A 23,887-nucleotide genomic window follows, 5' to 3' on the forward strand; every position below is an offset into this window, starting at 1 on the left:
ATCCTCACTTCGACGCTATGAATTTTCTAACGGACGGGAAGTTGAAGACATGACGGTGCACACGGTGGATACCTATCCCGTAGCAATCGGAAAAAATCCTGAGCGCAGCCGCGAACACAACAGGCGAGTCGTACTCGACATCGTCAGGCGGCACGGCTCGCTCGGTCGCGCCCAGTTAGCCAAGATCACGCATCTCACACCCCAGGCGGTCGCCAATATCGTCGATGAACTGGTGGGCGAGGGACTCCTGAAAGAGCTTGGTCGCCGGCGCACCGGCAGGGGCCAGCCGCCGATACAGTTTGCTGTCAACCCGGATGGTGGCGCAACGATCGGGGTGGAGATTGCCGCAGACCATATGGTCACCGTCGGTCTTGATCTGGCCGGCGTGTTGCGCACGCAGCGCGTTACCCCGCTAAAGGACACCACGCCGGACGCCATACTCAAAACCTTTGCGGCGGAGCATGCAGCGGTTGCGAAGAATGTCGGGTGCAGGCTGCTTGGCACCGGCGTCGTCATGCCCGGGCCTTTCGAGATTGACGGCATGACCTCTGTCGGTCCGACGACGCTTTCCGGCTGGGTGGGTATCGATGCCCGCCAGATGCTGAGCGATGCCTGCGGCCAACAGGTCGTGGTGGAAAACGATGCGACGGCCGCTGCCGTCGGCGAGCGCCTGTTCGGCGCAGGGCTGGCTATCCCGAATTTCTGCATGATCTATTTCGGCGTCGGCATTGGTCTCGGCATCATCCAGGATGGTTCGCCCTATCGCGGCGCTTTCGGCAACGCCGGCGAAATCGGCCATGTGACGGTCTCGCCCAAGGGAAGGCCTTGCCCGTCTTGCGGGCAAAGAGGTTGCCTGGAGGCCTATGCTTCCGTCTATGTGCTCAAGGAAAAGCTCGTCTGCGCCGGTGTTGCGGACACGGAGCTTGACGATCTTGAAGCCCTGTTCAGCGCGGGCAATCCGGTCGTGATGGAATGGATCGACGAGGCAGCCGTCCATCTGGCGCCCATGGTGGCGATGCTCGAGAACATTCTCGATCCGCAGACGGTCATTCTCGGCGGTGCGCTGCCTGAGAACATCATCAGCGAGATCATTGCGCGGATGGGGCATCTGCCGACTTCGGTTGCAAGCCGGCGGCAAAGAGAGTTGCCGCGCGTCATCCACGGCAAGTCCGGACAGTTGACGGCGGCGCTTGGTGCTGCCGCCTTGCCGCTGTTCGACATTGTCACACCAAAACTCGAGACGTCCCTGGGCGCCGCAGCGCAGGTGCCCGGCTGAATATTGGAGGAGACCGCCCATGCTTAACCCCCGGGAGCGCATCGAACGGCAGATGGCCGATCCGTGGCTCGTGCGTCTGCACCGTAGACTGAGCGCACTGAAATCCACTGTCACCGTCATGCACACCGGTGCGCACCCGGACGACGAGCAGAACGGGCTTCTCGCCTATTTCCGGATGGAACTGGGCATGCGGATCATCATCGCCTGCTCGACGCGCGGTGAAGGCGGGCAGAATGCGCTCGGGCCGGAGCGGCTGGGCGCGCTTGGCGTCATCCGGTCGCGGGAGCTGGAGGAGGCTGCCCGCATCATCGATGCGGACATAAGCTGGCTCGGCCATGGCCCGGCGGATATCATCCACGACTTCGGCTTCTCCAAGGATGGCGACCAGACCTTCGGTCGATGGGGGCAGCAGCGCATCGTTGAGCGGCTGGTGCGCGCCTATCGCAAGGAACGGCCCGATATCGTCATTCCGACATTTCTCGATGTGCCGGGACAACACGGGCACCACCGCGCCATGACGCGCGCGGCGAAAAACGCAATCGCGCTGGCGGCTGATCCTGCCGCCTATCCCGAGCATTTCTCCGAGGGGCTGAAGCCGTGGAAGGTGGCCAAATATTATCTTCCTGCATGGTCTGGTGGTGGTGACACCTATGATGACGAGGTGCCTCCGCCGGAAACGACGCTGACAGTCAATGCGGTGGGCAAGGAGCGGGCAACCGGCGCGCAATATGACCGCATCGGCGAATGGTCGCGTTATTATCATGCCTCACAGGGAATGGGGCATTGGCCGAAGCGGGCGCAGGAAGCATGGCCACTGCATCTGGAACTCTCCAACGTCGCAGTCGGTAAGGAAAGCTCGATCCTCGACAGCCTGTCGTCGTCGCTGGCTGATCTCTCGGCTTTTCCGGGTCTTACCGCCGATTTGGCAAAGGCGCTGGTTGCGGCCGAACAGGCAATCACTGACGCAATCGATGCCTTTCCCGACAAGCAGCGGATCACGGCCTCACTTCGGACGGCGGCAACCCTTTTGCAAGAGGTCGACGAGGCCGCAGCGCCGGACTTCAGGGAGTTGCATGGGCACCGGATCGCGCGCAAACGGGCGCAGGTCGATGCCGCTATCCTGACGGCACTCGATCTTTTCGAGCGAGCTTATGCCGAGCCGGCCGAGATCGTTCCGGGCGGGACGTCATCTCTCTATGTGGAACTCGCGGGAAAGGCGGCTGAATTTGACGTCGAGGTTACTCCCGTCCTTCCGGCTGGCGTATCGTCTTCGGTTCAGTCGCGTGGCCAGACAATGGTCTTCTCACTTGCCGCCGATCAGGACGCGGCCGTTTCCGGGCTTTACCAGCCCGACTGGAAAGCCTCAGGCGGCAATGGTCATGCCTCGGTGCGCCTGTCCGTAAGGATTGGAGGCAGGGAGGTTTCGGCCGCTTTCGATCTGGAGGAGCCGTTTTTCGTGACGCCGGCGCAGTCGGTGACGATTTCGCCCGATGCGCTTCTGGTTCCACTTGGACAGGGGCAGGATTCCCATGTTTTTCAGGCACACATAAAGGGTGCCGATGCACCGCTGTCTTTCAGGAGTGCGGGTGGCTGGAACCTGCGCAAGACCGGCAATGACTGGATTGCCGAGCGTACCGGTGAGGCAGCGGTTGGCCTTGCCCAGATCGAAGCGCTTGTCGGTTCACAACCTGCCTTCCAGATCACGCCCATCGCATATCCGCATATAGGCCGGGCGCGGTTTCTGGCACCCTCCGCTCTGAAAATCCTCTCGCTCGATCTCAAGCTGCCCGAGGGCGCACGCGTCGGTTATGTCGGCGGCGGTGCCGACCGGGTCGGGTCATGGCTTTCGCGCATGGGTCTTGATGTCACAGAACTCGATGCGCAGGCGCTTGGCGGTGATCTCTCGTCCTTCACGACAATCGTTGTCGGCATCTTCGCCTTCGGCATTCGCAAGGATCTGGCTGCGGCAACCGAAAGGCTTCACCGCTTCGTCGAAGAAGGCGGCCATCTTGTCACGCTCTATCACCGTCCAACCGACGGATGGAATCCCGAGACGACGCCCGTCAGGCGGCTTGAGATCGGTAAGCCTTCCCTGCGTTGGCGGGTGACGGACCCAAATGCGGAGGTGACGGTGCTATTGCCCGATCATCCATTGCTTGTCGGGCCCAACACGATCCGTGCTGCCGACTGGACGGGCTGGGACAAGGAGCGCGGGCTCTATTTCGCTGCGCGCTGGAATGATGCTTATGAACCCCTGCTCGCCATGCACGATGTCGATGAACAGCCTCTGAAAGGGGCGCTGGTCTCGGCGGCCATTGGCAGGGGCCGGCATACGCATACAAGCCTCGTGCTGCACCACCAGATGGACAAGCTGGTGCCGGGGGCATTCCGCCTCATGGCAAACCTTGTGCAACCCGCGTGAATGGCCAGGACCAGAGTGAAAAACAGGAAAACCCGCGCGAAAACGATGCTCGCGCGGGCATCGGCTGGCTGCTCATGGATATGGCCCTCGTTTCGGGTGGAATGACAGCCCTCGTCAAGGCGCAGGGTGTGACCTATCCGGCATTCCAGCTTGTCTTCATAAGGGCGATGATCGGCCTGATCTTCATCCTGCCGCTTATCTGGCGACACCGGGGGGAAATGGCGCGCGTCAAATATCCCTGGCGCAACCTTTTCCGAATCTGCTGCAACGCCATTGCACTCACCAGCAACTTCGTCGCCATCACCCTCTTGCCGCTCGCCACCGTCAATGCTGTCGGCTTCTCACGCCCGCTGGTGACGATGGCCATGGCGGTTGTCTTTCTCGGTGAAAAGGTAAGCCGATATCGCTGGGTCGGCGCTTGCCTCGCATTTGTTGGCGTTCTTGTAGTCATCGGGCCGGGCGGCGCGGAGATTAACGCAGGCGTGCTCGTCGTCCTCGTCTCCGTCGTGTTCGGCGCGCTTGCGGTGATCCAGACCCGGGCGCTGCGGCAGGAAAACACCACTGTCATGATGGTGTTCTACACGGTGGGTCTTGCCGTCATTACCGCCGTTCCGGCGATCTGGACGTGGAAACCGGTCATGCCGCTCGACTGGGTGGCGCTGCTCGCCATCGGCCTGCTTGCGCAAATGGGGCAATATTGCTTCCTGCGGGCCTATCGCATCGCTGACGCCAGTGTTCTGGCGCCCGTCGGATATCTGTCGATATTGTTCGTGACCGCTGTGGGATACTTCCTGTTTGACGAGGTGCCCGAAGCCCGTGTTGTTCTTGGCATTGCCATCATTCTCGTCTCCTTGCAGGCAACCGCCTTTGCGGAATATCTTTTGAAGAAGTTGCGCGGCCGGCGGTGAAAGGTGCCGCTTTTATCTTTGACGCGCCAGAACGCTCAGCCGGATCCAGCCCAGTGTCGCGCGCTTGAAGCGATCGTAAAACGAACGGGCAAACCGCACATATCGCATGATCCATGCGAACCAGGCGTAGGTGAGGAGCTTCTCCCGACCGGCGTGGTAAATGCGCTCGACAATCAGGAATGTGGCGAGGTGAGCGAGGATCGTCAGCGCAATTCCCGTTTTGACGGTGCCGTGCGCGATGAGGAGCAGGCCGATGATTTTCATCGGTTCGGCGATGGCAAATGGCACCGCCAGCAAAAGAAGAATGGCAAGACGCGGTAATCCGCCAATCCGGCTTTCCAGTTTCCTGATGAATGTCAGTCTGGATATCGCCTTGATGATCGGCCGATAGAGCGGGCGAAAAATGCCGTCGAGGACCAGGACAAACACGATGATTGCCCGAAGCGGAAAGATGAGGATCTTCCTGATTTTGTTGTTCACCTCATTCGGTCTCCAAAAGGGGCTGTATGGCCAATTCTTAATCGCCTGAAACGTGGCAAAACGAAGTTGTTTTTTACGATCTGCTCTGCTGAACGCTCGCATACATGCCGGTGGTGCGGAATTCGCTTGGATTGATGCCATATAGCCTGCGGAAGACCTTCGAGAAATAGTTCGGGTCTTCGAAGCCGCATAGCACGGATACCTCCTTGATGGGGATGTTTTCGGCTGTGGTGAGAAGCTTGGCTGCCCGCCTCAACCGTCGCTGCAATACAAATTCGGCCGGTGGCAGGCCTTCGCTTGCCGTGAAGATGCGGGAAAAATGCGCACGGCTGAGGCCGGCGACGGCGGCAAGATCGCTGACGGAAAGACGCTCTCCGAGATGCCCGTCTATATAGCTCAGCACCTGCTGCATGGTGCGATATTCACCGCCAAAGGAGGGATGCGAGCCGAACACGTCGTCATAAAGCGTCATCGCCGCTTCATAGGCGACGGCGGAGGCCGCCCCTGGTGTTTCCGCGCCGTTGACGAGGCGCGAGCAACAATGGGCGAGATGATCGACGGTTTCCTGTTGCAGCTTGAGGATAGGCCCGGTGACGGCAAGAATATTGCGGTGAATGCGCAAGGCCTCCTCGCCATTCATGGAGATCCAGAAGAACTCCCATTGCTTTCCCGCTTCCAGCCAGTAGCGATGATTGTGCGGGATGAGCAACAGGAGGGTTTCGCCCGGCTTCACCACGTAATGACGGTTCTCGTAACGAAGGTTTCCCTGTCCGCCAATGCAATATTGCAGCACAGTGAATGGTGTCTGTCCGCGCTTTCGACCGTCCCAGTCATAATTGTCACTGCTGCGGATTTCATAGCCGCTGCTGGTGGGCATTGTGTGCAGGGTCTGGCGGCCGCGGGGCAGCGAGACGGTCCTCATCCCCGGCCCTTGATCGATCAAATCGCGCAGCACAAAATTACCCATGAAAGCATAATCCTTCTCTGGTTCCGCTCGTCATTATACGCATAATCCCGAACCGAGGAGACAGCCAGCGCGATATTGTTGCGGAGAATTTTTCAGGAGTGCCGGTTTTCCGGGGTTCTTACAGGTATATTCTCGCATCGCCTTATTATGATCGTTTGGCCCGTTTCACCCGTTCGATTTGCAACAGAGGTGGCGTTATGAGTTTCAAAATCGCTATAATCGGCGCCGGAAGCGTCGGATTCACGAAAAAACTGTTCACCGATCTCCTGTGCGTGCCGGAGTTTCGCGACATCGAGGTCGCGCTGACGGATATCAGCCAGCACAATCTGGATATGATCAGGGCGATCCTCGACAAGGTCGTGGAGGCAAACGGTTTTCCGGTGAAAGTGACAGCGCATACCGACCGCCGTCGCGCGCTTGAGGGTGCGAAATACATCATAAGCTGTGTGCGGGTCGGCGGTCTGGAAGCCTATGCGGACGACATCCGTATCCCGCTGAAATACGGGATCGACCAGTGCGTCGGTGACACCATCTGCGCCGGCGGCATTCTCTATGGCCAGCGTAACATTCCGGTCATTCTGGATTTCTGCAAGGATATCCGCGAGGTCGCCGCACCCGGTGCCAAGTTCCTGAATTACGCCAACCCCATGGCCATGAATACATGGGCAGCCATCGAATATGGCAAGGTGGATACGGTTGGTCTTTGCCACGGTGTGCAGCACGGTGCGGAGCAGATCGCTGAAATTCTCGGCGCAAAATCCCCGTCCGAACTTGATTACATCTGCTCGGGCATCAACCACCAGACATGGTTCATCGATCTAAGGCTGAATGGCCGCAAGATCGGCAAAGAAGAGCTGGTCGCCGCTTTCGAGGCGCATCCGGTTTTCTCACAGCAGGAAAAGCTGCGCATCGACGTGCTTAAGCGCTTCGGTGTCTATTCGACGGAGAGCAACGGCCATCTGTCCGAATATCTGCCGTGGTACCGCAAGCGCCCTGATGAAATCGCTCGCTGGATCGATATGTCGGACTGGATTCACGGCGAAACCGGCGGTTATCTGCGCCACTCCACCGAGACGCGGAACTGGTTCGAAACGGAATTCCCGCAGTTCCTGGCGTCAGCCGCCAAGCCCATCGAACCGGAGAAGCGCTCCAACGAACATGCGAGCCACATTCTCGAAGCGCTTGAGACCGGGCGTGTCTATCGCGGCCACTTCAACGTCAAGAACAATGGCGTCATAACCAACCTTCCTTCTGATGCGATCATTGAGTCGCCCGGTTTCGTGGATCGTTTCGGCATCAACATGGTCTCGGGTATCACGCTGCCGGAAGCCTGCGCAGCGACCTGCATGGCGTCCATCAACGTGCAGCGCATGTCGGTACATGCGGCGGTCAGCGGCGATATCGATCTTCTGGAGCTTGCCGTGCTGCATGACCCGCTGGTCGGCGCCGTCGCCACTCCGGAGGAGGTCTGGCAGATGGTGGACGAGATGGTCGTCGCACAGGCGCGCTGGCTGCCGCAATATGCGGATGCCGTGCCTGATGCCAAGGAGCGGCTTGCGAAATCCACCGTCAAGACCCGCGACTGGGCGGGTGCGGCGCGCCGCAATGTGCGCTCAATCGAGGAACTACGGGCCGAGAAATCGGCGCTGAAAAAGGCCGTTTGAAGGAAAAGGCATGGGAACAGGCCGGTGGTGAAAAGGGAGTTCGCCGCCGTGGCTATCGCGACAACAGAGGGTGGGCGGTCGAAGAGCTGCCATTTGGGAGGAATGACGATGCAACTTCAACGCAAGATCGGTATCATCTCGGCATTGGGTCTTGGTGTTTCGATGATCGCACTCAGTGCGAACGCCTTCGAAACCACCACGCCGCCGGAGCCGCCGCAGTTTCCGGCGGAAGGCAAGATCAATTATGTGGCGCGCGACTCGATCCTCGAATTCAAGGCCCTGCCTGATTACAGCGAGCCGGACTGGATCACCGAAAAATTCGAGAAGACAGGCAAGCTGCCGCCCTTGAAGGAACGCTTGCCTGAGGAGCCGCTGGTCTACAAGACCGGCAACATGGTGGATGGCATCGGCGTTTATGGCGATACGATGCGCCATGTGATCGGCGGACGGCCCGAAGGCTGGAACTACATTGCCGGCCAGAGCCAGGGCTGGGGCGGCATCGATATTGCGCTTTCCGAATGCCTGACGCGCACAGCGCCGCTGTTTCAGGTGAATGCCAAGGACACCGAACCGCTGCCCAATCTCGCCAAAGGCTGGGAATGGTCGCAGGATGGCCATAAGCTGACGATGCATCTGGTCAAGGGTGCCAAATGGTCTGACGGTGTGCCGTTCAACGCCGATGACGTCATGTTCTACTGGGAAGACGCGGTTCTCGATCCCAACGTCTCGCCGCTCGGCGGCGGCGCGTCGCCTGAAGCCTTCGGCGAAGGCACCACGCTCAAAAAGATCGATGACTATACGGTGGAGTGGACTTTCAAGACCGCTTTCCCGAAGCAATATCTCTACACCATGGCTTATCCGAGCTTCTGCCCCGGACCGGCGCATATTCTGAAACCACAGCACCCGAAATATTCCAAGAACACCTATAACCAGTTCAAGAACGCCTTTCCGCCGGAATATATGAACATGCCTGTCATGGGTGGTTGGGTGCCGGTGGAATATCGCCCCGACGACATCATCGTGCTCAGGCGCAATCCATACTACTGGAAGGTCGACGAGAAGGGCCAGCAGCTGCCTTATCTCAACGAGCTTCATTACAAGCTCTCCACCTGGGCCGATCGCGATGTGCAGGCTGTGGCGGGATCGGGCGATTTCTCCAATCTCGAGCAGCCGGAGAATTTTGTCGCTTCGCTGAAACGCGCAGCTGACCCGAATGCGCCGGCTCGCCTTGCCTTCGGGCCACGCCTGATCGGCTATAACCTGCAGATGAACTTTTCCGCCAATGGCTGGGGCAATCCGGACGAGCGCGGGCAGGCCATTCGCGAGCTGAACCGCAACGAGGTGTTCCGTCAGGCGGTGACCTCGGCCCTCGATCGCAAGGCAATCGGCGACTCGCTCGTCAAGGGCCCATTCACGGCGATCTATCCGGGTGGCATTTCCTCGGGCACCGGTTTTTACGATCGCAATTCCACGGTCTATTACCCCTTCAACCTTAAGGAAGCGAAAGCCGCCCTTGCATCAATCGGCCTGAAGGACACCGATGGCGACGGCTTCTTGAACTTCCCGAAGGAGACACTGGGCGGACGAAACGTCGAGATCATTCTTCTGGTCAATAACGGCTACACAACGGACAAGAGCATTGCGGAAGGCCTTGTCGGGCAAATGGCGAAACTTGGCCTTCGCCTCGTCATCAACAGCCTTGATTCCAACCAGCGCGATGCGGCCCATTATGGCGGTCAGTTCGACTGGCTGGTGCGCCGCAACTCCACCGAGCTTTCGTCCGTGGTGCAGAATACCGAGCAGTTGGCACCCGTTGGCCCGCGCACCAGCTGGAACCATCGCGCACCTGAAGGCAAGGAACTGGATCTGATGCCGTTCGAAAAGGAGATGGCCGATATCGTGCGCAAATTCATCTCCTCGCAGGACAATGCCGAGCGGGCGGAACTGATGAAGCAATATCAGAAGGTCTACACGCAGAACCTCTACACGATCGGGCTTACCGAATATCCCGGCGCGCTTATCGTCAACAAGCGGTTCTCGAATGTGCCGCAGGGCACGCCGATCTTCATGTTCAACTGGGCTGAAGACGCCATCATCCGCGAACGCCTTTGGGTCGCGGCCGACAAGCAGGGCAAATACGAGCTTTTCCCCGAGCAGCTTCCCGGCAAGCCGGGTGAGGGCGGCCCGATCAACTAGAACTCCTCCCGGAGAAAACCCGGTACCGGTCGCGCGTGAAGCGCGGCCGGAGACACACGGACTAGCCAAGCGGAGGATACCCGTTCGATGCTGAGATTCCTGACAATACGCATAGGCTCCGCCATTCCGGTGCTGCTTATCCTGAGCGTGGTGACATTCGCCATCATTCAGGCGCCACCCGGCGACTATGCTGACTACATCCGCTCGCAATTGATGAACCAGGGCGGTGCGTCCTTCGAACAGGCGGAAGCGCAGGCGCAGGCCTACCGCATCGAACACGGTCTCGATAAGCCGATCGTCGTGCAATATTTCAACTGGATCGGCGGCATCATCACACGCGGCGATTTCGGCTACAGCTTCTATTACAACAAGCCGGTTGCCGATGTGGTCGGCGAACGCCTGCCGCGCACCATCGCACTCGCCCTTGTCTGCCACATTCTTTCATCGCTTCTCGGCATCGGTTTCGGTATCTGGGCTGCCACCAGACAATATTCCTGGATCGATAATCTGCTTTCGACCGTCGCCTTCCTCGGCATGACCATTCCGCGCTTCCTGATGGCGCTGATCCTCGTCTACCTGATGGTGTTTCATTTCGACGTGTCGGAAATCGGCAGCTTCTTTTCGCCGCAATATGGCGGTGCGCCATGGTCATGGGGGAAGTTCGTCGATCTCGTCAGCCATGTCTGGCCGGTGGTTGCCATCGCCGTTTTCGGTGGACTTGCCTATAATATGCGGGTGATGCGCGGCAATCTGCTGGATACGCTGAACGCCCAATATGTGGAGACGGCGCGCGCCAAGGGCCTTTCGGAAGGCGCGGTCATCATGCGCCACGCCGTGCCGAACGCCGTGCATCCGCTCATTATGTATCAGGGCGTCGTGCTGCCCTACATGCTGAGCGGCGAAATCGAAACTGCGATCATCTTTGCGCTGCCGACCGTCGGTCCCGCCATCGTCGGGTCCATGGCGGTCGGCGATGTCTATGTCACCGCAACCTTCATGATGGTGCTGGCCGCCACGCTCATCGTCGGCAACATCATCGCCGACATGCTGCTCGCCATGCTCGACCCGCGTGTGCGCGAATTCGGGAGGGCTTGAGATGGTGGCCGTTGACGAACTCAAGAATGAATCGGCTGCCGCACCGAAGCCCGAGCGGGGTGTTCAGGGTAACGAGTCCTATCTCGCTCTGGTGTGGCGGCGCCTCAGACGCTCTTTCACCGGCATGGTGGGGCTGGTGCTGGTGGTGCTGTTGATCACGATCTCAGTCTTCGCCGATTTCTTCGCGCCGATGAACCCGCTTGAAACCAATGACAGTTTCTCCCCGCCGCAGGTGGTGCGGTTCTCCGACAAGGACGGCAATATCAGCCTGTTCCCTCGGGTCTATGCCACCGCTGAAACGGACGAGCTCGATCCGGTGACCTTCCAGCCTATCGTCGGCCCGGATTACGACAATCCGCTTTATCTCGGCTTTTTCGTGAAAGGCGCGGAATATCGGCTGTTCGGCCTCATCCCGGCAAACCGGCACTTCTTCGGCACCACGGACGGGCAGCCGGTGCATTTTCTCGGAACCGACAAGTTCGGACGCGATGTGCTGTCACGCGCCATTTATGGATCGCGCATCTCGCTTGCCATCGCGCTCAGTGTCGTCACCATCGTTACCGTCATCGGCACCAGCGTCGGGTTGATCTCAGGATATTTCGGCGGGCCGCTGGATGCCTGGGTGCAGCGTTTCGTGGAAGTGGTTCTGGCCTTTCCACAATTGCCGCTCTATCTCGCCTTGACGTCGCTTATCCCGGTCACTGCCCCGACGACTGTTTTCCTCCTCTTCGTGGTCGGCGTCATGTCGGCGCTCGGCTGGGCGCAGATGTCTCGCGAAGTGCGCGGCAAGACGCTGGCGCTGGCGCGTATCGATTATGTCCGCGCCGCGATTGCCGTCGGCGCCACCGACCGGCGCATTATTTTCCAGCACATCCTGCCGAATGTGATGAGCCATGTGATCGTTGCCGTCACGCTGCATATTCCAAGCGTCGTGCTGCTCGAATCCTTCCTTGGCTTTCTCGGTTTCGCGGTCAAGCCGCCGCTGATCTCCTGGGGGCTGATGCTTCAGGATACGGCCACCTATTCAGTCATTGGTTCCTATCCATGGATCCTTGCGCCGGTCGGCTTTGTGCTGGTCACCGTTTTTGCCTTCAACGCGCTGGGCGATGGCCTTCGCGATGCTGTCGATCCCTATTGAGAGGAGCGTAACATGGTTGCTGCACAGAACAACTACGCCCCTGCCATCCGCTTCGATGCTGATAATCGAAACGACCAGGCCATCATCGATGCACGCAATATTGCCGTGACTTTCAAGGTTGAGCACGGCACGGTGGAGGCAGTGAAGGACATTTCCTTCCAGCTTTACCGGGGGGAGACGATCGCCATCGTTGGCGAATCCGGTTCGGGAAAATCGGTGACCGCCCGCACCATCATGGGGCTTTTGACGAAGCGGGCCTCGGTTTCGAAAACCGCGACCGTGCGCTTCAACGGCGACGACATCCTGAAATTTTCAAGCCGCCAGCGGCGGGCGTTGCGCGGCAACCGTATCTCGATGATCTTTCAGGAGCCGATGAGTTCGCTGAACCCGATCTATACGATCGGCAGTCAGATCGTCGAGGCGATCCGCGTCCACTCGAAGCTGAGCAGGAAGCAGGCCGAAGCGAGGGCGCTCGATCTTTTGCGGCAGGTGCAGATTCCGGAACCCGAGGCGCGGCTGAAGCAATATCCGCACCAGCTTTCAGGCGGTCAACGGCAGCGTGTCATGATCGCCATGGCGCTCTCCAACGATCCGGATGTGCTGATCGCCGACGAACCCACCACAGCACTGGATGTGACAGTACAGGCGCAGATCCTCAACCTCATACGCGATCTGCAGAAGAAGCGCGGCATGGCCGTGGTGCTCATCACCCATGACCTGACGATCGTGAAGCAGTTTTCCGATTACGTCTACGTCATGCAGCATGGCGAGATGCGTGAGCACAACACCACTGAGCGGCTGTTTGCAGCGCCGAACCACCCCTATACCCGAAAGCTGCTTGCTTCCGAGCCGCATGGCACCGCCAAACCATTGCCGGAAAATTCCGGTGTGCTGCTGACGGCGAATGGCGTGCGGGTGTCGTTCATGATGCGCTACGGTGGCCTGTTCAAGCCGGAATTGAAGGAACTTGTTGCCGTCGACGATCTTGGTCTTACCCTCAAGCGCCATGAAACGCTGGGAATTGTCGGCGAATCCGGGTCTGGCAAAACGACCTTTGGCCAATCCCTGTTGCGGCTGAACGAGCCGGTGGCCGGAGAGGTGATTTTCGATGGCGAGAGGGTCGACGGCCGCTCCCGGTCTCAAATGCGGCCTCTGCGCTCTCGCATGCAGGTCGTCTTTCAGGACCCTTTCGCCTCGCTCAATCCACGCATGACCATCGGCCAGATCATCGAGGAAGGGCTGGTTATCAACGGGCTTGGTAAAACCAAGGCCGAAAGGCTGGAGCGGGTGCGCGACGCGCTGGAAGCGGCAGGCATGCCCGGCAACATCCTCTCGCGTTTCCCGCACGAGTTCTCAGGCGGCCAGCGCCAGCGCATCGCCATCGCGCGTGCAGTCGCGCTGGAGCCGGAATTCATCCTGCTCGATGAGCCGACCTCGGCGCTCGACCTTTCCGTTCAGGCGCAGATCATAGACCTGCTGCGCAAGCTGCAGGACGAGCGGGGCTTGAGCTACCTGTTCATCTCGCACGACCTGAAGGTCGTTCGGGCTCTCTGCCACCGCGTCATCGTCATGCAGCGCGGCAGGATCGTGGAGGAAGGCCCCGTCGAGGAGGTGCTGAACCGCCCGAAAACCGAATACACCCAGCGGCTCGTCCGGGCCGCCTTTGAAATCGCATAGTTCAAGATGCCGGAGGCAAATATGGCACGAGATCCCAAGATCACATTTATCGGCGCAGGTTCCACGGTGTTCATGAAGAACATCATCGGCGACGTGCTGCAACGTCCGGCCCTTTCCGGCGCAACGATCGCGCTGATGGACATCAACCGCGAAAGGCTGGAAGAAAGCGCCATCGTCGTCAACAAGCTGATTTCGACGCTCGGGGCAAAGGCGAAAGCCGAGACTTTTACAGACCAGAAAAAGGCGCTCGCCGGTGCCGATTTCGTCGTCGTCGCCTTCCAGATCGGCGGATACGAGCCCTGCACAGTCACCGATTTCGAGGTGCCGCGTAAATATGGCCTGCGCCAGACCATTGCCGATACGCTTGGTGTCGGCGGCATCATGCGGGGCCTGCGCACCGTGCCGCATCTGTGGAAGATTTGCGAGGATATGCTCGCCGTCTGCCCCAATGCGATCATGCTGCAATATGTCAACCCGATGGCGATCAACACCTGGGCGATTGCGGAGAAATACCCGACAATCCGGCAGGTCGGCCTTTGCCATTCGGTGCAGGGCACGGCCATGGAGCTCGCCCATGACCTCGATATTCCCTACGAGGAAATCCGCTATCGTTCGGCCGGCATCAACCACATGGCGTTTTTCCTGGAATTCGAGCACCGCCAGCCTGATGGCAGCTACAAGAACCTCTATCCCGATCTCGTACGAGGCTATCGCGAAGGCCGTGCGCCGAAGCCCGGCTGGAACCCGCGCTGCCCCAACAAGGTGCGGTACGAGATGCTGACGCGTCTCGGCTACTTCGTTACCGAAAGTTCCGAGCATTTCGCCGAATACACACCCTATTTCATCAAGGAGGGGCGCGAGGACCTGATCGAGAAATTCGGTATTCCGCTCGATGAATATCCCAAGCGCTGCATCGAGCAGATCGAGCGCTGGAAGGGGCAGGCGGCGGCCTATCGCTCAGCCGAAAAGATCGAGGTCAAGCAATCCAAGGAATATGCCTCCTCCATCATCAACTCGGTCTGGACCGGCGAACCGTCTGTCATCTACGGCAACCAGCGCAACAATGGCTGCATCACCTCGCTGCCATCAGATTGCGCGGCGGAAGTGCCCTGCCTTGTCGATCATAACGGCGTGCAACCAACCTTCATCGGGGAATTGCCGCCGCAGCTGACCGCGCTGATGCGCACAAACATCAACGTGCAGGAGCTGACGGTGCGGGCGCTGATGAGCGAAAACCGTGAGCATATCTTCCACGCGGCGATGATGGACCCGCATACGGCAGCGGAACTCGATCTCGACCAGATCTGGTCGCTGGTGGACGATCTTCTTGTCGCGCACCGGGACTGGTTGCCGGAATGGACGCAGGTGGAGATGAAGCGGGCGCGGGCGGTGTAAGGAACGCAACGGCTGCGTTGACGGCAGGCTGGCGCCCCTTGCGTGGCGTTCGCCGGTTGTCATTCCGCTATAGATTTAACGTCATCCTCGGGCTCGTCCCGAGGAACCAACCACCTAGCAGAAAATGATAGCTAGCAGATGCTCGGGACAGGGCCGAGCATGACGAAGTGGGTTTTAGTCCTTCATCCACTTGACGTGTGTCAAAGCCTCGAAGCGCTCCCTCACCTAAACAGTCCCTAGCAACCTGTCTTCTCGCTCCAATATGGGAAATATCAGGTGGGATTTATGAACGTAAAGGTGGCTGGCTTCTTCGGTTTTATCGTATTACGGTTGAAACTCGAAGGGTTCATGGGGAAGACGGATGTCTAAAAAAGGCTTGCTCATTGGTCTGGCGGTTGGGGTTATTGCCGTTGCTGCCTATTTCGCTTGGTCGAAGTTGACGGCAGAGGGTCTGCCCTCCGGTTTCGTTTCCAGTAACGGCCGGATCGAGGCGGTCGAGATCGATATTTCCACCAAAACCGCCGGCCGTCTTCAGGACATCATGGCGCGCGAAGGCGATTTCGTGAAGGCAGGGCAGGTGCTTGCCCAGATGGATACTGCCCAGCTGGAGGCCAAAAAGCGTCAGGCGGAAGCGCAGCTTCGTCGCGCAAAGATCGCAATCGATACCGCCCATAGCCTCGTTGCCCAGCGGGAGGCGGAAAAGACCTCGGCGCTTGCGGTGGTGGAACAGCGCAAGGCCCAGCTTGATTCGGCGTCCAAGACCTATGCGCGCTCAAGACAGCTGTTGACCGGCAATGCCGTGTCGCAGCAGATCGTCGATGACAGTGAGGCGGCAGAACAGTCCGCCCGCGCCACTCTTGCCTCGGCGCAGGCCTCGCTTGCCGCCTCTGATGCGGCAATCAACGCCGCCAAGGCACAGATCGTCGATGCGGAAGCGGCTGTCGATGCCGCGCAGGCCGATATTGAGAGCATCGAGACAGACATAGCCGATGCGACGCTGAAATCACCCCGCGACGGCCGTGTGCAATATCGCATCGCCCAGCCCGGCGAGGTGCTTTCCGCCGGCGGGCGGGTTCTCAACCTCGTCGATCTCGGTGACGTCTACATGACGTTCTTCCTGCCCACGGCTGAGGCTGGCCGTACATCCATGGGCTCGGATGTGCGCCTGATACTGGACGCAGCGCCGCAATATACCATTCCCGCCAAGGTTTCCTTCGTCGCCGATGTGGCGCAATTCACGCCAAAGACGGTGGAAACCGAGGAGGAGCGCCAGAAGCTTACCTTCCGGGTGCGGGCGCAAATTCCGCAGGAGCTGCTGCAGAAATATATTCAGTATGTCAAAACCGGTCTTCCCGGCATGGCCTATGTCCGGCTTGATCCGCAGGCCGTCTGGCCGGAGAATCTCGAACGCAATCTTGTGAAGTGAGAGTGGCCGCGATGGTCACACCCTCCGCGACGAATACTAAAAATCCCGGCGCGCCAGTCGCGCGGTTGACGGATGTACGGCTGGCGTTTGGCAGCACGGTTGCGCTTGCCGATATATCGGTCGAAATTCCCGCCGGACGGATGATCGGCCTTATCGGGCCTGACGGTGTCGGCAAGTCCAGCCTCCTCTCTCTGGTTTCCGGCGCCCGGGCCATACAGAAAGGCAAGGTGGAGGTCCTCGGCGGCGATATGTCCGATCCGCGCCACCGCGAGGATACTTGCCCGCGCATCGCCTATATGCCGCAGGGCCTCGGCAAGAACCTCTATCCAACCCTCTCGGTCTTCGAAAATATCGACTTTTTTGGCAGGCTGTTCGGGCAGGACGGCAGGGAGAGAAAGGCACGCATTGCCGAGTTGCTGAAGAGCACCGGCCTTGAACCTTTTGCCGACCGGCCGGCAATGAAGCTTTCCGGCGGCATGAAGCAGAAGCTCGGGCTCTGCTGTGCGCTGATCCACGATCCTGACCTGCTCATTCTCGATGAGCCGACGACGGGTGTCGATCCGCTGTCGCGCCGGCAATTCTGGGAGCTGATCGATTCCATCCGCGCCGGTCGTCCGGGTATGAGCGTGATTGTCGCTACGGCCTATATGGAAGAGGCCGCCGGTTTCGACTGGCTGGTCGCCATGGATGGCGGCAAAATTCTTGCCACCGGCTCGCCCACCGAGTTGCTCTACCGCACCTCCGCCGCCAATCTCGATGCAGCCTTCATCGCGCTTCTTCCGGAAGAAAAGCGTAAGGGTTACCACGAGGTGAATATCGCGCCGCGCACGGTGACCGGCGAGGGCGATTATGCCATTGAGGCCTCGCATCTGAGCATGCGTTTCGGTGATTTTACCGCCGTCGACAATGTCAGCTTCAAAATTCCGTGTGGCGAGATTTTCGGTTTTCTCGGCTCGAACGGCTGCGGGAAATCCACCACCATGAAGATGCTGACCGGTCTTCTGGCCGCCAGTGAAGGCGAGGCGAAGCTATTCGGCCACGAGGTGGATGCCAGCGACATGGCGATCCGCCACCGCGTCGGCTACATGAGCCAGGCCTTTTCGCTCTATTCCGAACTCACGGTGCGACAGACCCTCGATCTTCACGCGCGGCTGTTCAAGCTGCCGGAAGCGACCATTCAGCCGCGCATCGCCGAGATGGCAGAGCGCTTTGATCTCGGCACGGTCATGGACACGCTGCCGGACGACCTACCGCTCGGCATCCGGCAAAGACTGTCGCTTGCGGTGGCGATGATCCATTCTCCTGACATTCTCATCCTCGATGAGCCGACCTCAGGCGTCGATCCCGTGGCGCGGGACGGGTTCTGGCAAATCCTAGCCGATCTCTCCCGCAACGATAATGTCACCATCTTCATCTCCACCCATTTCATGAATGAGGCGGAGCGTTGCGATCGGATTTCGCTGATGCATGCCGGCAAGGTGTTGATAAGCGATACGCCTGACGCGATCACCAAAAGCCGTAATGCCGCAACGCTGGAAGAGGCTTTCGTCGCCTATCTCGAGGATGCCTCGGGTGTCAAAAAGGCGGAACCTTCAATAGCGCCCGCTCCGGCAACGGAGGTGGTCCCGACGCAGCATGTTGCACCAGCCCGCAAACGGTTTTTCGATGTCAGGCGCATGTTCAGCTATACGCGCCGCGAGGCGCTGGAACTGCAACGCGATCCCATTCGCGGCACTTTAGCGGTTCTTGGCAGTGTCATCCTGATGTTCGTGATCGGATACGGCATCAATCTCGATGTTGAGGACCTGACCTTCGCGGTACTGGACCGCGACGATTCCACCATCAGCCGCGATTATGTGCTCGATATAGCCGGTTCCCGTTACTTCATCGAGAAAATGCCGATCCGCGACTATGCGGATATGGACCGGCGCATGCGTGACGGGGAACTCAGCCTTTCCATTGAAATTCCACCCGGTTTCGGCCGCGATGTGCTGCGCGGCAAGACGGTGGAGGTCGGCGCTTGGATCGATGGCGCCATGCCGCAACGGGCAGAAACCGTGCGCGGTTACGTGCAGGGCATGCACCAGACATGGTTGGCGCGCAAGGCGAGCGAAATCTATGGCAATGCAGCGACGCAAAGCAGCTTCAGCATCGAAACGCGCTATCGTTACAACCCCGATGTCAAGAGCCTCGTCGCCATGGTGCCGGCGGTCATTCCGCTGCTGCTGATGCTCATTCCCGCCATGCTGGCGGCGCTCAGCGTCGTTCGGGAAAAAGAACTTGGCTCGATCGTCAATCTTTACGTGACGCCGACCACGCGGCTGGAATTCCTGATCGGCAAACAGCTTCCTTATGTGGCGCTCGGCATGCTCAATTTCCTGCTCTTGACGGCATTTGCGATCTTCATCTTCCGGGTGCCGTTTACCGGGAGTTATCTCGCTTACGCGACGGGCGCTTTACTCTTCGTCATCATCGCCACATCCATCGGGCTCGTCATGTCTTCCTTCATGAAGAGCCAGATCGCGGCGATCTTCGGCACGGCCCTGTTGACGCTCATTCCGGCCACACAATACTCGGGCATGATCGATCCCGTTTCGTCGCTGCAGGGGGCGGGGGCCTTTATCGGCAATATCTATCCCGCCACCTATTTCATGACGATCTCACGCGGCACCTTCTCCAAGGGGCTGGATTTCGACGGTCTTTCGGGTTCCTTTCTGCCGCTTCTCATCGCCATTCCGCTGCTGCTCATCGCTGGTGCTACTCTTTTGAGGAAACAGGCGTCATGAGTTTGTTTTCATCCAACATCTTCCAGCTCGGCATCAAGGAACTGCGCGGGCTTGCGCGTGATGGCATGTTGTTGCTGCTGATCGTTTACGCTTTCACGCTGCAAATCTACACCGGTTCCAGCGCGTTGCCCGAAACCCTAAACAACGCCGCCATCGCCATTGTTGATGAGGATCAGTCGCCGCTTTCCGGTCGCATCAGCACGGCGTTTTATCCGCCCTATTTCGCGCCGCCGAAGCAGATTTCCATTGCTGAAATGGACAAGCGCATGGATGCAGGGCTCGACACCTTCGCGCTCAACATTCCGCCGGATTTCCAGCGTCAGCTAATGGCCGGGCAGCACCCTGCCATCCAGCTCAATATCGATGCCACCCGCATGAGCCAGGCCTTCAGCGGCGGCGGTTACGTGCAGAACATCGTGACGAGCGAAGTTGAGGAATATGTCAACCGCTATCGCGGCGCGACGACGGTGCCAGTCGATCTGACGCTGCGTTCTCGTTTCAACCCTGAACTGGACAAATCCTGGTTCGGCTCGATCAACAATATCATCACCGCCATCACCATGCTGTCGATCGTGCTGACGGGCGCGGCGCTCATTCGCGAGCGTGAACATGGAACGGTCGAGCATCTGCTGGTCATGCCGGTCACGCCGCTGGAAATCATGCTCAGCAAGGTCTGGTCCATGGGCCTTGTCGTGTTGGTGGCCTCGGCATTTTCCCTTTTCGTTGTCGTCAAGGGGCTGCTCGCTATTCCCATCGAAGGCTCGCTCTCCCTTTTCCTACTTGGAACGGCGTTGCAGCTCTTTGCGATGACCTCGATGGGTATTTTCCTGGCAACAGTGGCGGGTTCCATGCCGCAATTCGGCATGTTGCTGATCTTGTTCCTGCTGCCGCTGCAGGTGCTGTCCGGCGCCATGACGCCGCGCGAAAGCATGCCGGATATCATCCAGTACCTCATGCTGCTCGCACCCAACACTCATTTCGTAATTCTGGCGCAATCGGTGCTTTTCAGGGGGGCGGGGCTGGATGTGGTCTGGCCGCAATTGCTGGCGCTGCTTGCGATAGGCTCTGCACTCTTCATTTTTGCGCTTCGCCGCTTCCGGCGGTTCCTGCGCTGACCGGCGGACATTAGCCCGTTTTCCAGCATTTGCGAACGAGTTGAATTAATTGTGTTCGGTAACGGTATGTTCGCCCTCCGGGAATATGCCTATGAGGACGGTTGGGTAAAAGAGGGCTTTGTTGAGGAGTAGCAAATGAATATCGCAGGACGTCTGTCACTCACGGCCATGATCGCACTGGCCACGACACCATCCCTCGCATCGGAGGATATGGCTTCGCAGACGAGTGAAGCGATATTTGGTTTCGGTGGTGTTTTAACGAAAGAAGACATGTTGAAAAGCGCAGCACTCATTCCGGTCGACTATGAGAAGAACGCCATTCAGGGTGGCGGTTATCAGTTCTATCCCTATCGCATCGGCAATGTGAAACTGGGCGGTGAAATCGGCGTTGCCGTCAGGTTTGGCAAGGGTTTCACCGGTGAAGTCTGGGCGGGGCCTGTCGCGCGTTATGACAAGATCAGGCTCGGGGAACGGTTGTTCGTTTCGCCGAGTTTCACGGCGGGTCTGAGCCTCGTCTCGGATGCGCAGCCGGGGCGGGAGCGGCAAGAAGAAATCAAGGACAACGGCAACGCCAATGTCCTGTTTTACCTCGGCCCGGAAATCAACGTTTCCTTCAGCGAAGAATCCTCGACGGAGTTCTTCTGGCGGCTTCACCACCGTTCCGGCGGCGGCAAGACGCTGGGCAATATGAAGGGCGCGACGAATGCCAATGTGTTTGGCGTTCGCTACAAGTTCTGACGACGTGGTGCCGGTAGCGGCCTCCGATATGACTGAATTTACGCCATACTTCTGTTTTTCCGCGCCCCTCGGAGGATGACCCTTGCATTCAGCGCATGGGTGGCCTGCCTTATTCTGTCTGTTCTTTGGTCCCGACAAGGCGCATATAAGGGACATCAAAGGACGCCGGAACGAAACGTTACTGACGTCGCCAACACCTTGAAAGGGTAATGTCATGAACGTAGCACGCAGCTTTAATAACTGGCGCAAGTATCGTCAGACCGTCAACGAACTGGGCCGCATGAGCAGCCGCGAACTGCACGATCTCGGTATCGACCGTAGCCAGATCAACAGCGTCGCCCGCGCCGCCGTCGGCAAGTAATCAGGCGCTATTGCCGCTTTTGAATGACTAAACGCCCGCTTCGCGGGCGTTTTTGTTTTTGGCGAACCGTCGACGCTTGTGTCTCCCACGGGGCATGGTGTGCAAAGGCGCAAATCAAGCCGTTGCATCGATGTTTCGGTTTGGAAAAATCGCCATGCGTTTGATGCATGTCTGAGGTGCAAGCTTGTGTCTGTGAAATGCAGAAAAAAATGATATCTTCAAATCATCGAAACGGATGTACCTCCTCCCACATCCTTTCGGTAATGCGGGTGATCCTACTCCTCCTCCCAAGGATTACCCCGGGGACAGCGGTTTCTTCCTCCCATATCGCTGTTCAATCTTTCAAAAAGCCTGCCGCACCTCCTCCCGCGGCAGGCTTTTTTGTTTTCAGCGCCGGGCGCCGTTTTCAGGCAACCCGCTTTTCATCTCCACGAGAATGGTTCAGTCGAAAGCCATCATACCGATGGGCGTAACGGCACGCGTGCCCGCGCGCTTGGCAAGTGCGTAGGAAAGGCACTGTTCCACGGCGTCCTGCGGCACAGGTTTTACGATAACGCCTGCGCCGATACCCAGATTGACCACCACTTCCGGATTTGCCGTCATGAAGATCACCACGACGCCGTGGTCCTGCGAAAGCCGCCTCCCGATCTCCGGGCCGGTCTGGCCGTCGGCGAGATTGACGTCGACAAAGGCAATATCTGCGCGGCTGCCGAGTGCCACGGCCTGATCCAGCCGGTTGGCGATGCCGATGACGTCAGCTTCCTCTTCCGCCTGCATAATGGAATCTTCGATATCCATGGCGATGAGAAATTCGTCCTCCACGATCAGCACACGCGGTTGTTCCGTGCGGAAACCCGGTTCGTTTTGCAGGATGTATGCGGACATATGACTGCCTCCATTCCATGCGCTTTAGCGCGGTCGGAAGGCAAACACCTGCCGAAGCAACTCGTTCCAAAGTGAGATAAACATGGTGAATACAGTGTAAACGGACCGGCTTTTCGGCTATCACCTCTAGATAGCGAAGCAGTTGATTCGGTTTGGTTTTCATCCGGGGAAGGGGTCGGAGACAGTCGCCGTAGCGCATCTTTCGCCCCTGGAGCACAAGCCTTTAGCCGCAAGCGGGGCAAAGGCTTGCATGCAAATTCAAAGCGTTACAGCGTCCTTCACGCGCCAGGAAGGACATGCAGGAACGTTGCCGATCATTCGCGTGCCGCGGTTAAAAAACGGCGCGAGACCCTATGAGTTTAGAAAGAGAATAAGACGATGACCCAGTCTCCGCGCGCTCCAATCGCCCGCAATACGCCCAATATCGCTGTTATCGGCGTCGGTGGCGGCGGCGGAAACGCGATCAACAACATGATCGACGAGGGCATCGGCGGCGTTGATTTCATCGCCGCCAACACGGATGCGCAGGCGCTGAAGAAAACCAACGCGCCAAGGCTCGTGCAACTCAGCTCCGAACTTACAGGCGGGCTGGGTGCCGGGGCTGATCCGGAGGTTGGCCGGCAGGCGGCAATCGATTCGCTTGACGAGATCATGGATCACCTCAACGGTTACGACATGTGCTTCATCACCGCCGGTATGGGCGGCGGTACCGGCACCGGTGCTGCGCCCGTCATCGCGGAAGCGTGCCGTGCGAAGAACATCTTGACCGTCGGTGTCGTCACCCTGCCGTTCAGCTTCGAGGGCGCGCGCCGCATGCGTGCTGCCGAATATGGTTTCGCCAATCTGCTTAATACCGCCGATACCGTCATCGTCATTCCCAACCAGAACCTGCTGCGTATTGCGGATGCCGGCACGACCTTTGAAAGTGCCCTGAAGACGGCGGACAAGGTCCTGTCCCTCGGCGTGCGCTGCATTACCGATCTCATCCTGCGCGAAGGCCTGGTCAATCTCGACTTCGCCGATGTGCGTTACGTCATGAAGAATGGCGGACGCGCGCTTATGGGCACGGCGCAGGCCAAGGGTCCAAAACGCGCTTCGGAAGCGGCAGCCGCCGCCATCGCCAACCCGCTGCTCGGCGAACCGTCGCTGAAGGAGGCACGCGGCGCACTTGTGTCGATTTCCGGCGGTAACGACCTGACGCTTTACGAGATCGACGAGGCGATGACGCTTGTGCGCGAGGCAGTCAGCGAAGAGACCGATGTGGTGATGGGCGCGTCCTTCGATCCGACGCTGGACGGCGCTTTCAAGATTTCCGTCGTGGCCACCGGCCTGCGTAACTGAGGTCCCTACCTCGAAGC

The 23,887-nt window shown here is 58.9% G+C and carries 18 protein-coding genes; 15 read left to right on the plus strand and 3 right to left on the minus strand.

The window, feature by feature from the left end; genetic code table 11:
- Positions 1-49: 49 nt before the first annotated feature.
- Genes GH784_RS08850 through GH784_RS08860 form a run of 3 tightly spaced genes read left to right on the plus strand, consistent with a single transcriptional unit; the run spans position 50 to position 4,606 of the window.
- On the plus strand, positions 50-1,276 hold the full coding sequence (locus tag GH784_RS08850; RefSeq protein ID WP_013761100.1) for an ROK family transcriptional regulator: 1,227 nt from the start codon (positions 50-52) through the stop codon (positions 1,274-1,276).
- 19 nt (positions 1,277-1,295) lie between these two features.
- On the plus strand, positions 1,296-3,698 hold the full coding sequence (locus GH784_RS08855; protein ID WP_153793367.1) for a PIG-L family deacetylase: 2,403 nt from the start codon (positions 1,296-1,298) through the stop codon (positions 3,696-3,698).
- Positions 3,695-4,606: a DMT family transporter gene (locus GH784_RS08860; RefSeq protein WP_035200396.1), complete on the plus strand. Its 912-nt coding sequence runs from the start codon at positions 3,695-3,697 to the stop codon at positions 4,604-4,606. Before GH784_RS08855 ends, GH784_RS08860 begins: the two co-directional genes overlap by 4 nt.
- Positions 4,607-4,618: 12 nt before the next feature.
- Here GH784_RS08860 and GH784_RS08865 read toward each other — a convergent pair whose 3' ends face one another.
- Positions 4,619-5,086 (minus strand): hypothetical protein, encoded by a 468-nt coding sequence (locus GH784_RS08865; RefSeq protein WP_173995266.1) that lies wholly within the window; start codon positions 5,084-5,086, stop codon positions 4,619-4,621.
- Positions 5,087-5,159: 73 nt separating this feature from the next.
- Positions 5,160-6,053, minus strand: coding sequence for an AraC family transcriptional regulator (locus tag GH784_RS08870; protein WP_153793369.1), 894 nt, complete (start codon positions 6,051-6,053; stop codon positions 5,160-5,162).
- Positions 6,054-6,250: 197 nt separating this feature from the next.
- On the opposite strand from GH784_RS08870, the gene melA (GH784_RS08875) reads away from it, so the two are divergent.
- From melA (GH784_RS08875) to GH784_RS08925, 11 genes are all read left to right on the plus strand, one after another.
- Complete coding sequence (gene melA / locus GH784_RS08875; RefSeq protein ID WP_153793370.1) at positions 6,251-7,717, plus strand: alpha-glucosidase/alpha-galactosidase; 1,467 nt, start codon at positions 6,251-6,253, stop codon at positions 7,715-7,717.
- 108 nt (positions 7,718-7,825) lie between these two features.
- A complete protein-coding gene (locus GH784_RS08880) occupies positions 7,826-9,913 on the plus strand; it encodes an ABC transporter substrate-binding protein (protein WP_013761094.1) in 2,088 nt (695 codons plus the stop codon).
- Between the two features lie 87 nt (positions 9,914-10,000).
- On the plus strand, positions 10,001-11,008 hold the full coding sequence (locus GH784_RS08885) for an ABC transporter permease (RefSeq protein ID WP_019566696.1): 1,008 nt from the start codon (positions 10,001-10,003) through the stop codon (positions 11,006-11,008).
- A gap of 1 nt (position 11,009) precedes the next feature.
- A complete protein-coding gene (locus GH784_RS08890; RefSeq protein WP_153793371.1) occupies positions 11,010-12,146 on the plus strand; it encodes an ABC transporter permease in 1,137 nt (378 codons plus the stop codon).
- 12 nt (positions 12,147-12,158) lie between these two features.
- Complete coding sequence (locus tag GH784_RS08895) at positions 12,159-13,823, plus strand: ABC transporter ATP-binding protein (protein WP_153793372.1); 1,665 nt, start codon at positions 12,159-12,161, stop codon at positions 13,821-13,823.
- A gap of 21 nt (positions 13,824-13,844) precedes the next feature.
- On the plus strand, positions 13,845-15,218 hold the full coding sequence (gene melA / locus GH784_RS08900; protein WP_035200672.1) for an alpha-glucosidase/alpha-galactosidase: 1,374 nt from the start codon (positions 13,845-13,847) through the stop codon (positions 15,216-15,218).
- Positions 15,219-15,579: 361 nt separating this feature from the next.
- On the plus strand, positions 15,580-16,644 hold the full coding sequence (locus GH784_RS08905; RefSeq protein WP_004431283.1) for an HlyD family secretion protein: 1,065 nt from the start codon (positions 15,580-15,582) through the stop codon (positions 16,642-16,644).
- Positions 16,645-16,655: 11 nt separating this feature from the next.
- On the plus strand, positions 16,656-19,430 hold the full coding sequence (gene rbbA / locus GH784_RS08910; RefSeq protein WP_153793373.1) for a ribosome-associated ATPase/putative transporter RbbA: 2,775 nt from the start codon (positions 16,656-16,658) through the stop codon (positions 19,428-19,430).
- A complete protein-coding gene (locus GH784_RS08915; protein ID WP_004431287.1) occupies positions 19,427-20,545 on the plus strand; it encodes an ABC transporter permease in 1,119 nt (372 codons plus the stop codon). The genes rbbA and GH784_RS08915 overlap by 4 nt, the downstream gene beginning before the upstream one ends.
- Positions 20,546-20,680: 135 nt before the next feature.
- On the plus strand, positions 20,681-21,283 hold the full coding sequence (locus tag GH784_RS08920; RefSeq protein WP_173995269.1) for a hypothetical protein: 603 nt from the start codon (positions 20,681-20,683) through the stop codon (positions 21,281-21,283).
- Positions 21,284-21,497: 214 nt separating this feature from the next.
- A complete protein-coding gene (locus GH784_RS08925; protein WP_004431290.1) occupies positions 21,498-21,644 on the plus strand; it encodes a DUF1127 domain-containing protein in 147 nt (48 codons plus the stop codon).
- 441 nt (positions 21,645-22,085) lie between these two features.
- Here the strand turns inward: GH784_RS08925 and GH784_RS08930 are convergent, their stop codons facing one another.
- Positions 22,086-22,529: a response regulator gene (locus tag GH784_RS08930; RefSeq protein ID WP_004431292.1), complete on the minus strand. Its 444-nt coding sequence runs from the start codon at positions 22,527-22,529 to the stop codon at positions 22,086-22,088.
- A gap of 378 nt (positions 22,530-22,907) precedes the next feature.
- On the opposite strand from GH784_RS08930, the gene ftsZ reads away from it, so the two are divergent.
- Positions 22,908-23,870: a cell division protein FtsZ gene (ftsZ, locus tag GH784_RS08935; protein ID WP_019566702.1), complete on the plus strand. Its 963-nt coding sequence runs from the start codon at positions 22,908-22,910 to the stop codon at positions 23,868-23,870.
- Positions 23,871-23,887: the final 17 nt, after the last annotated feature.

The sequence above is a fragment of the Agrobacterium tumefaciens genome (assembly GCF_009649785.1).
GTDB classification, from domain to species: domain Bacteria; phylum Pseudomonadota; class Alphaproteobacteria; order Rhizobiales; family Rhizobiaceae; genus Agrobacterium; species Agrobacterium tumefaciens.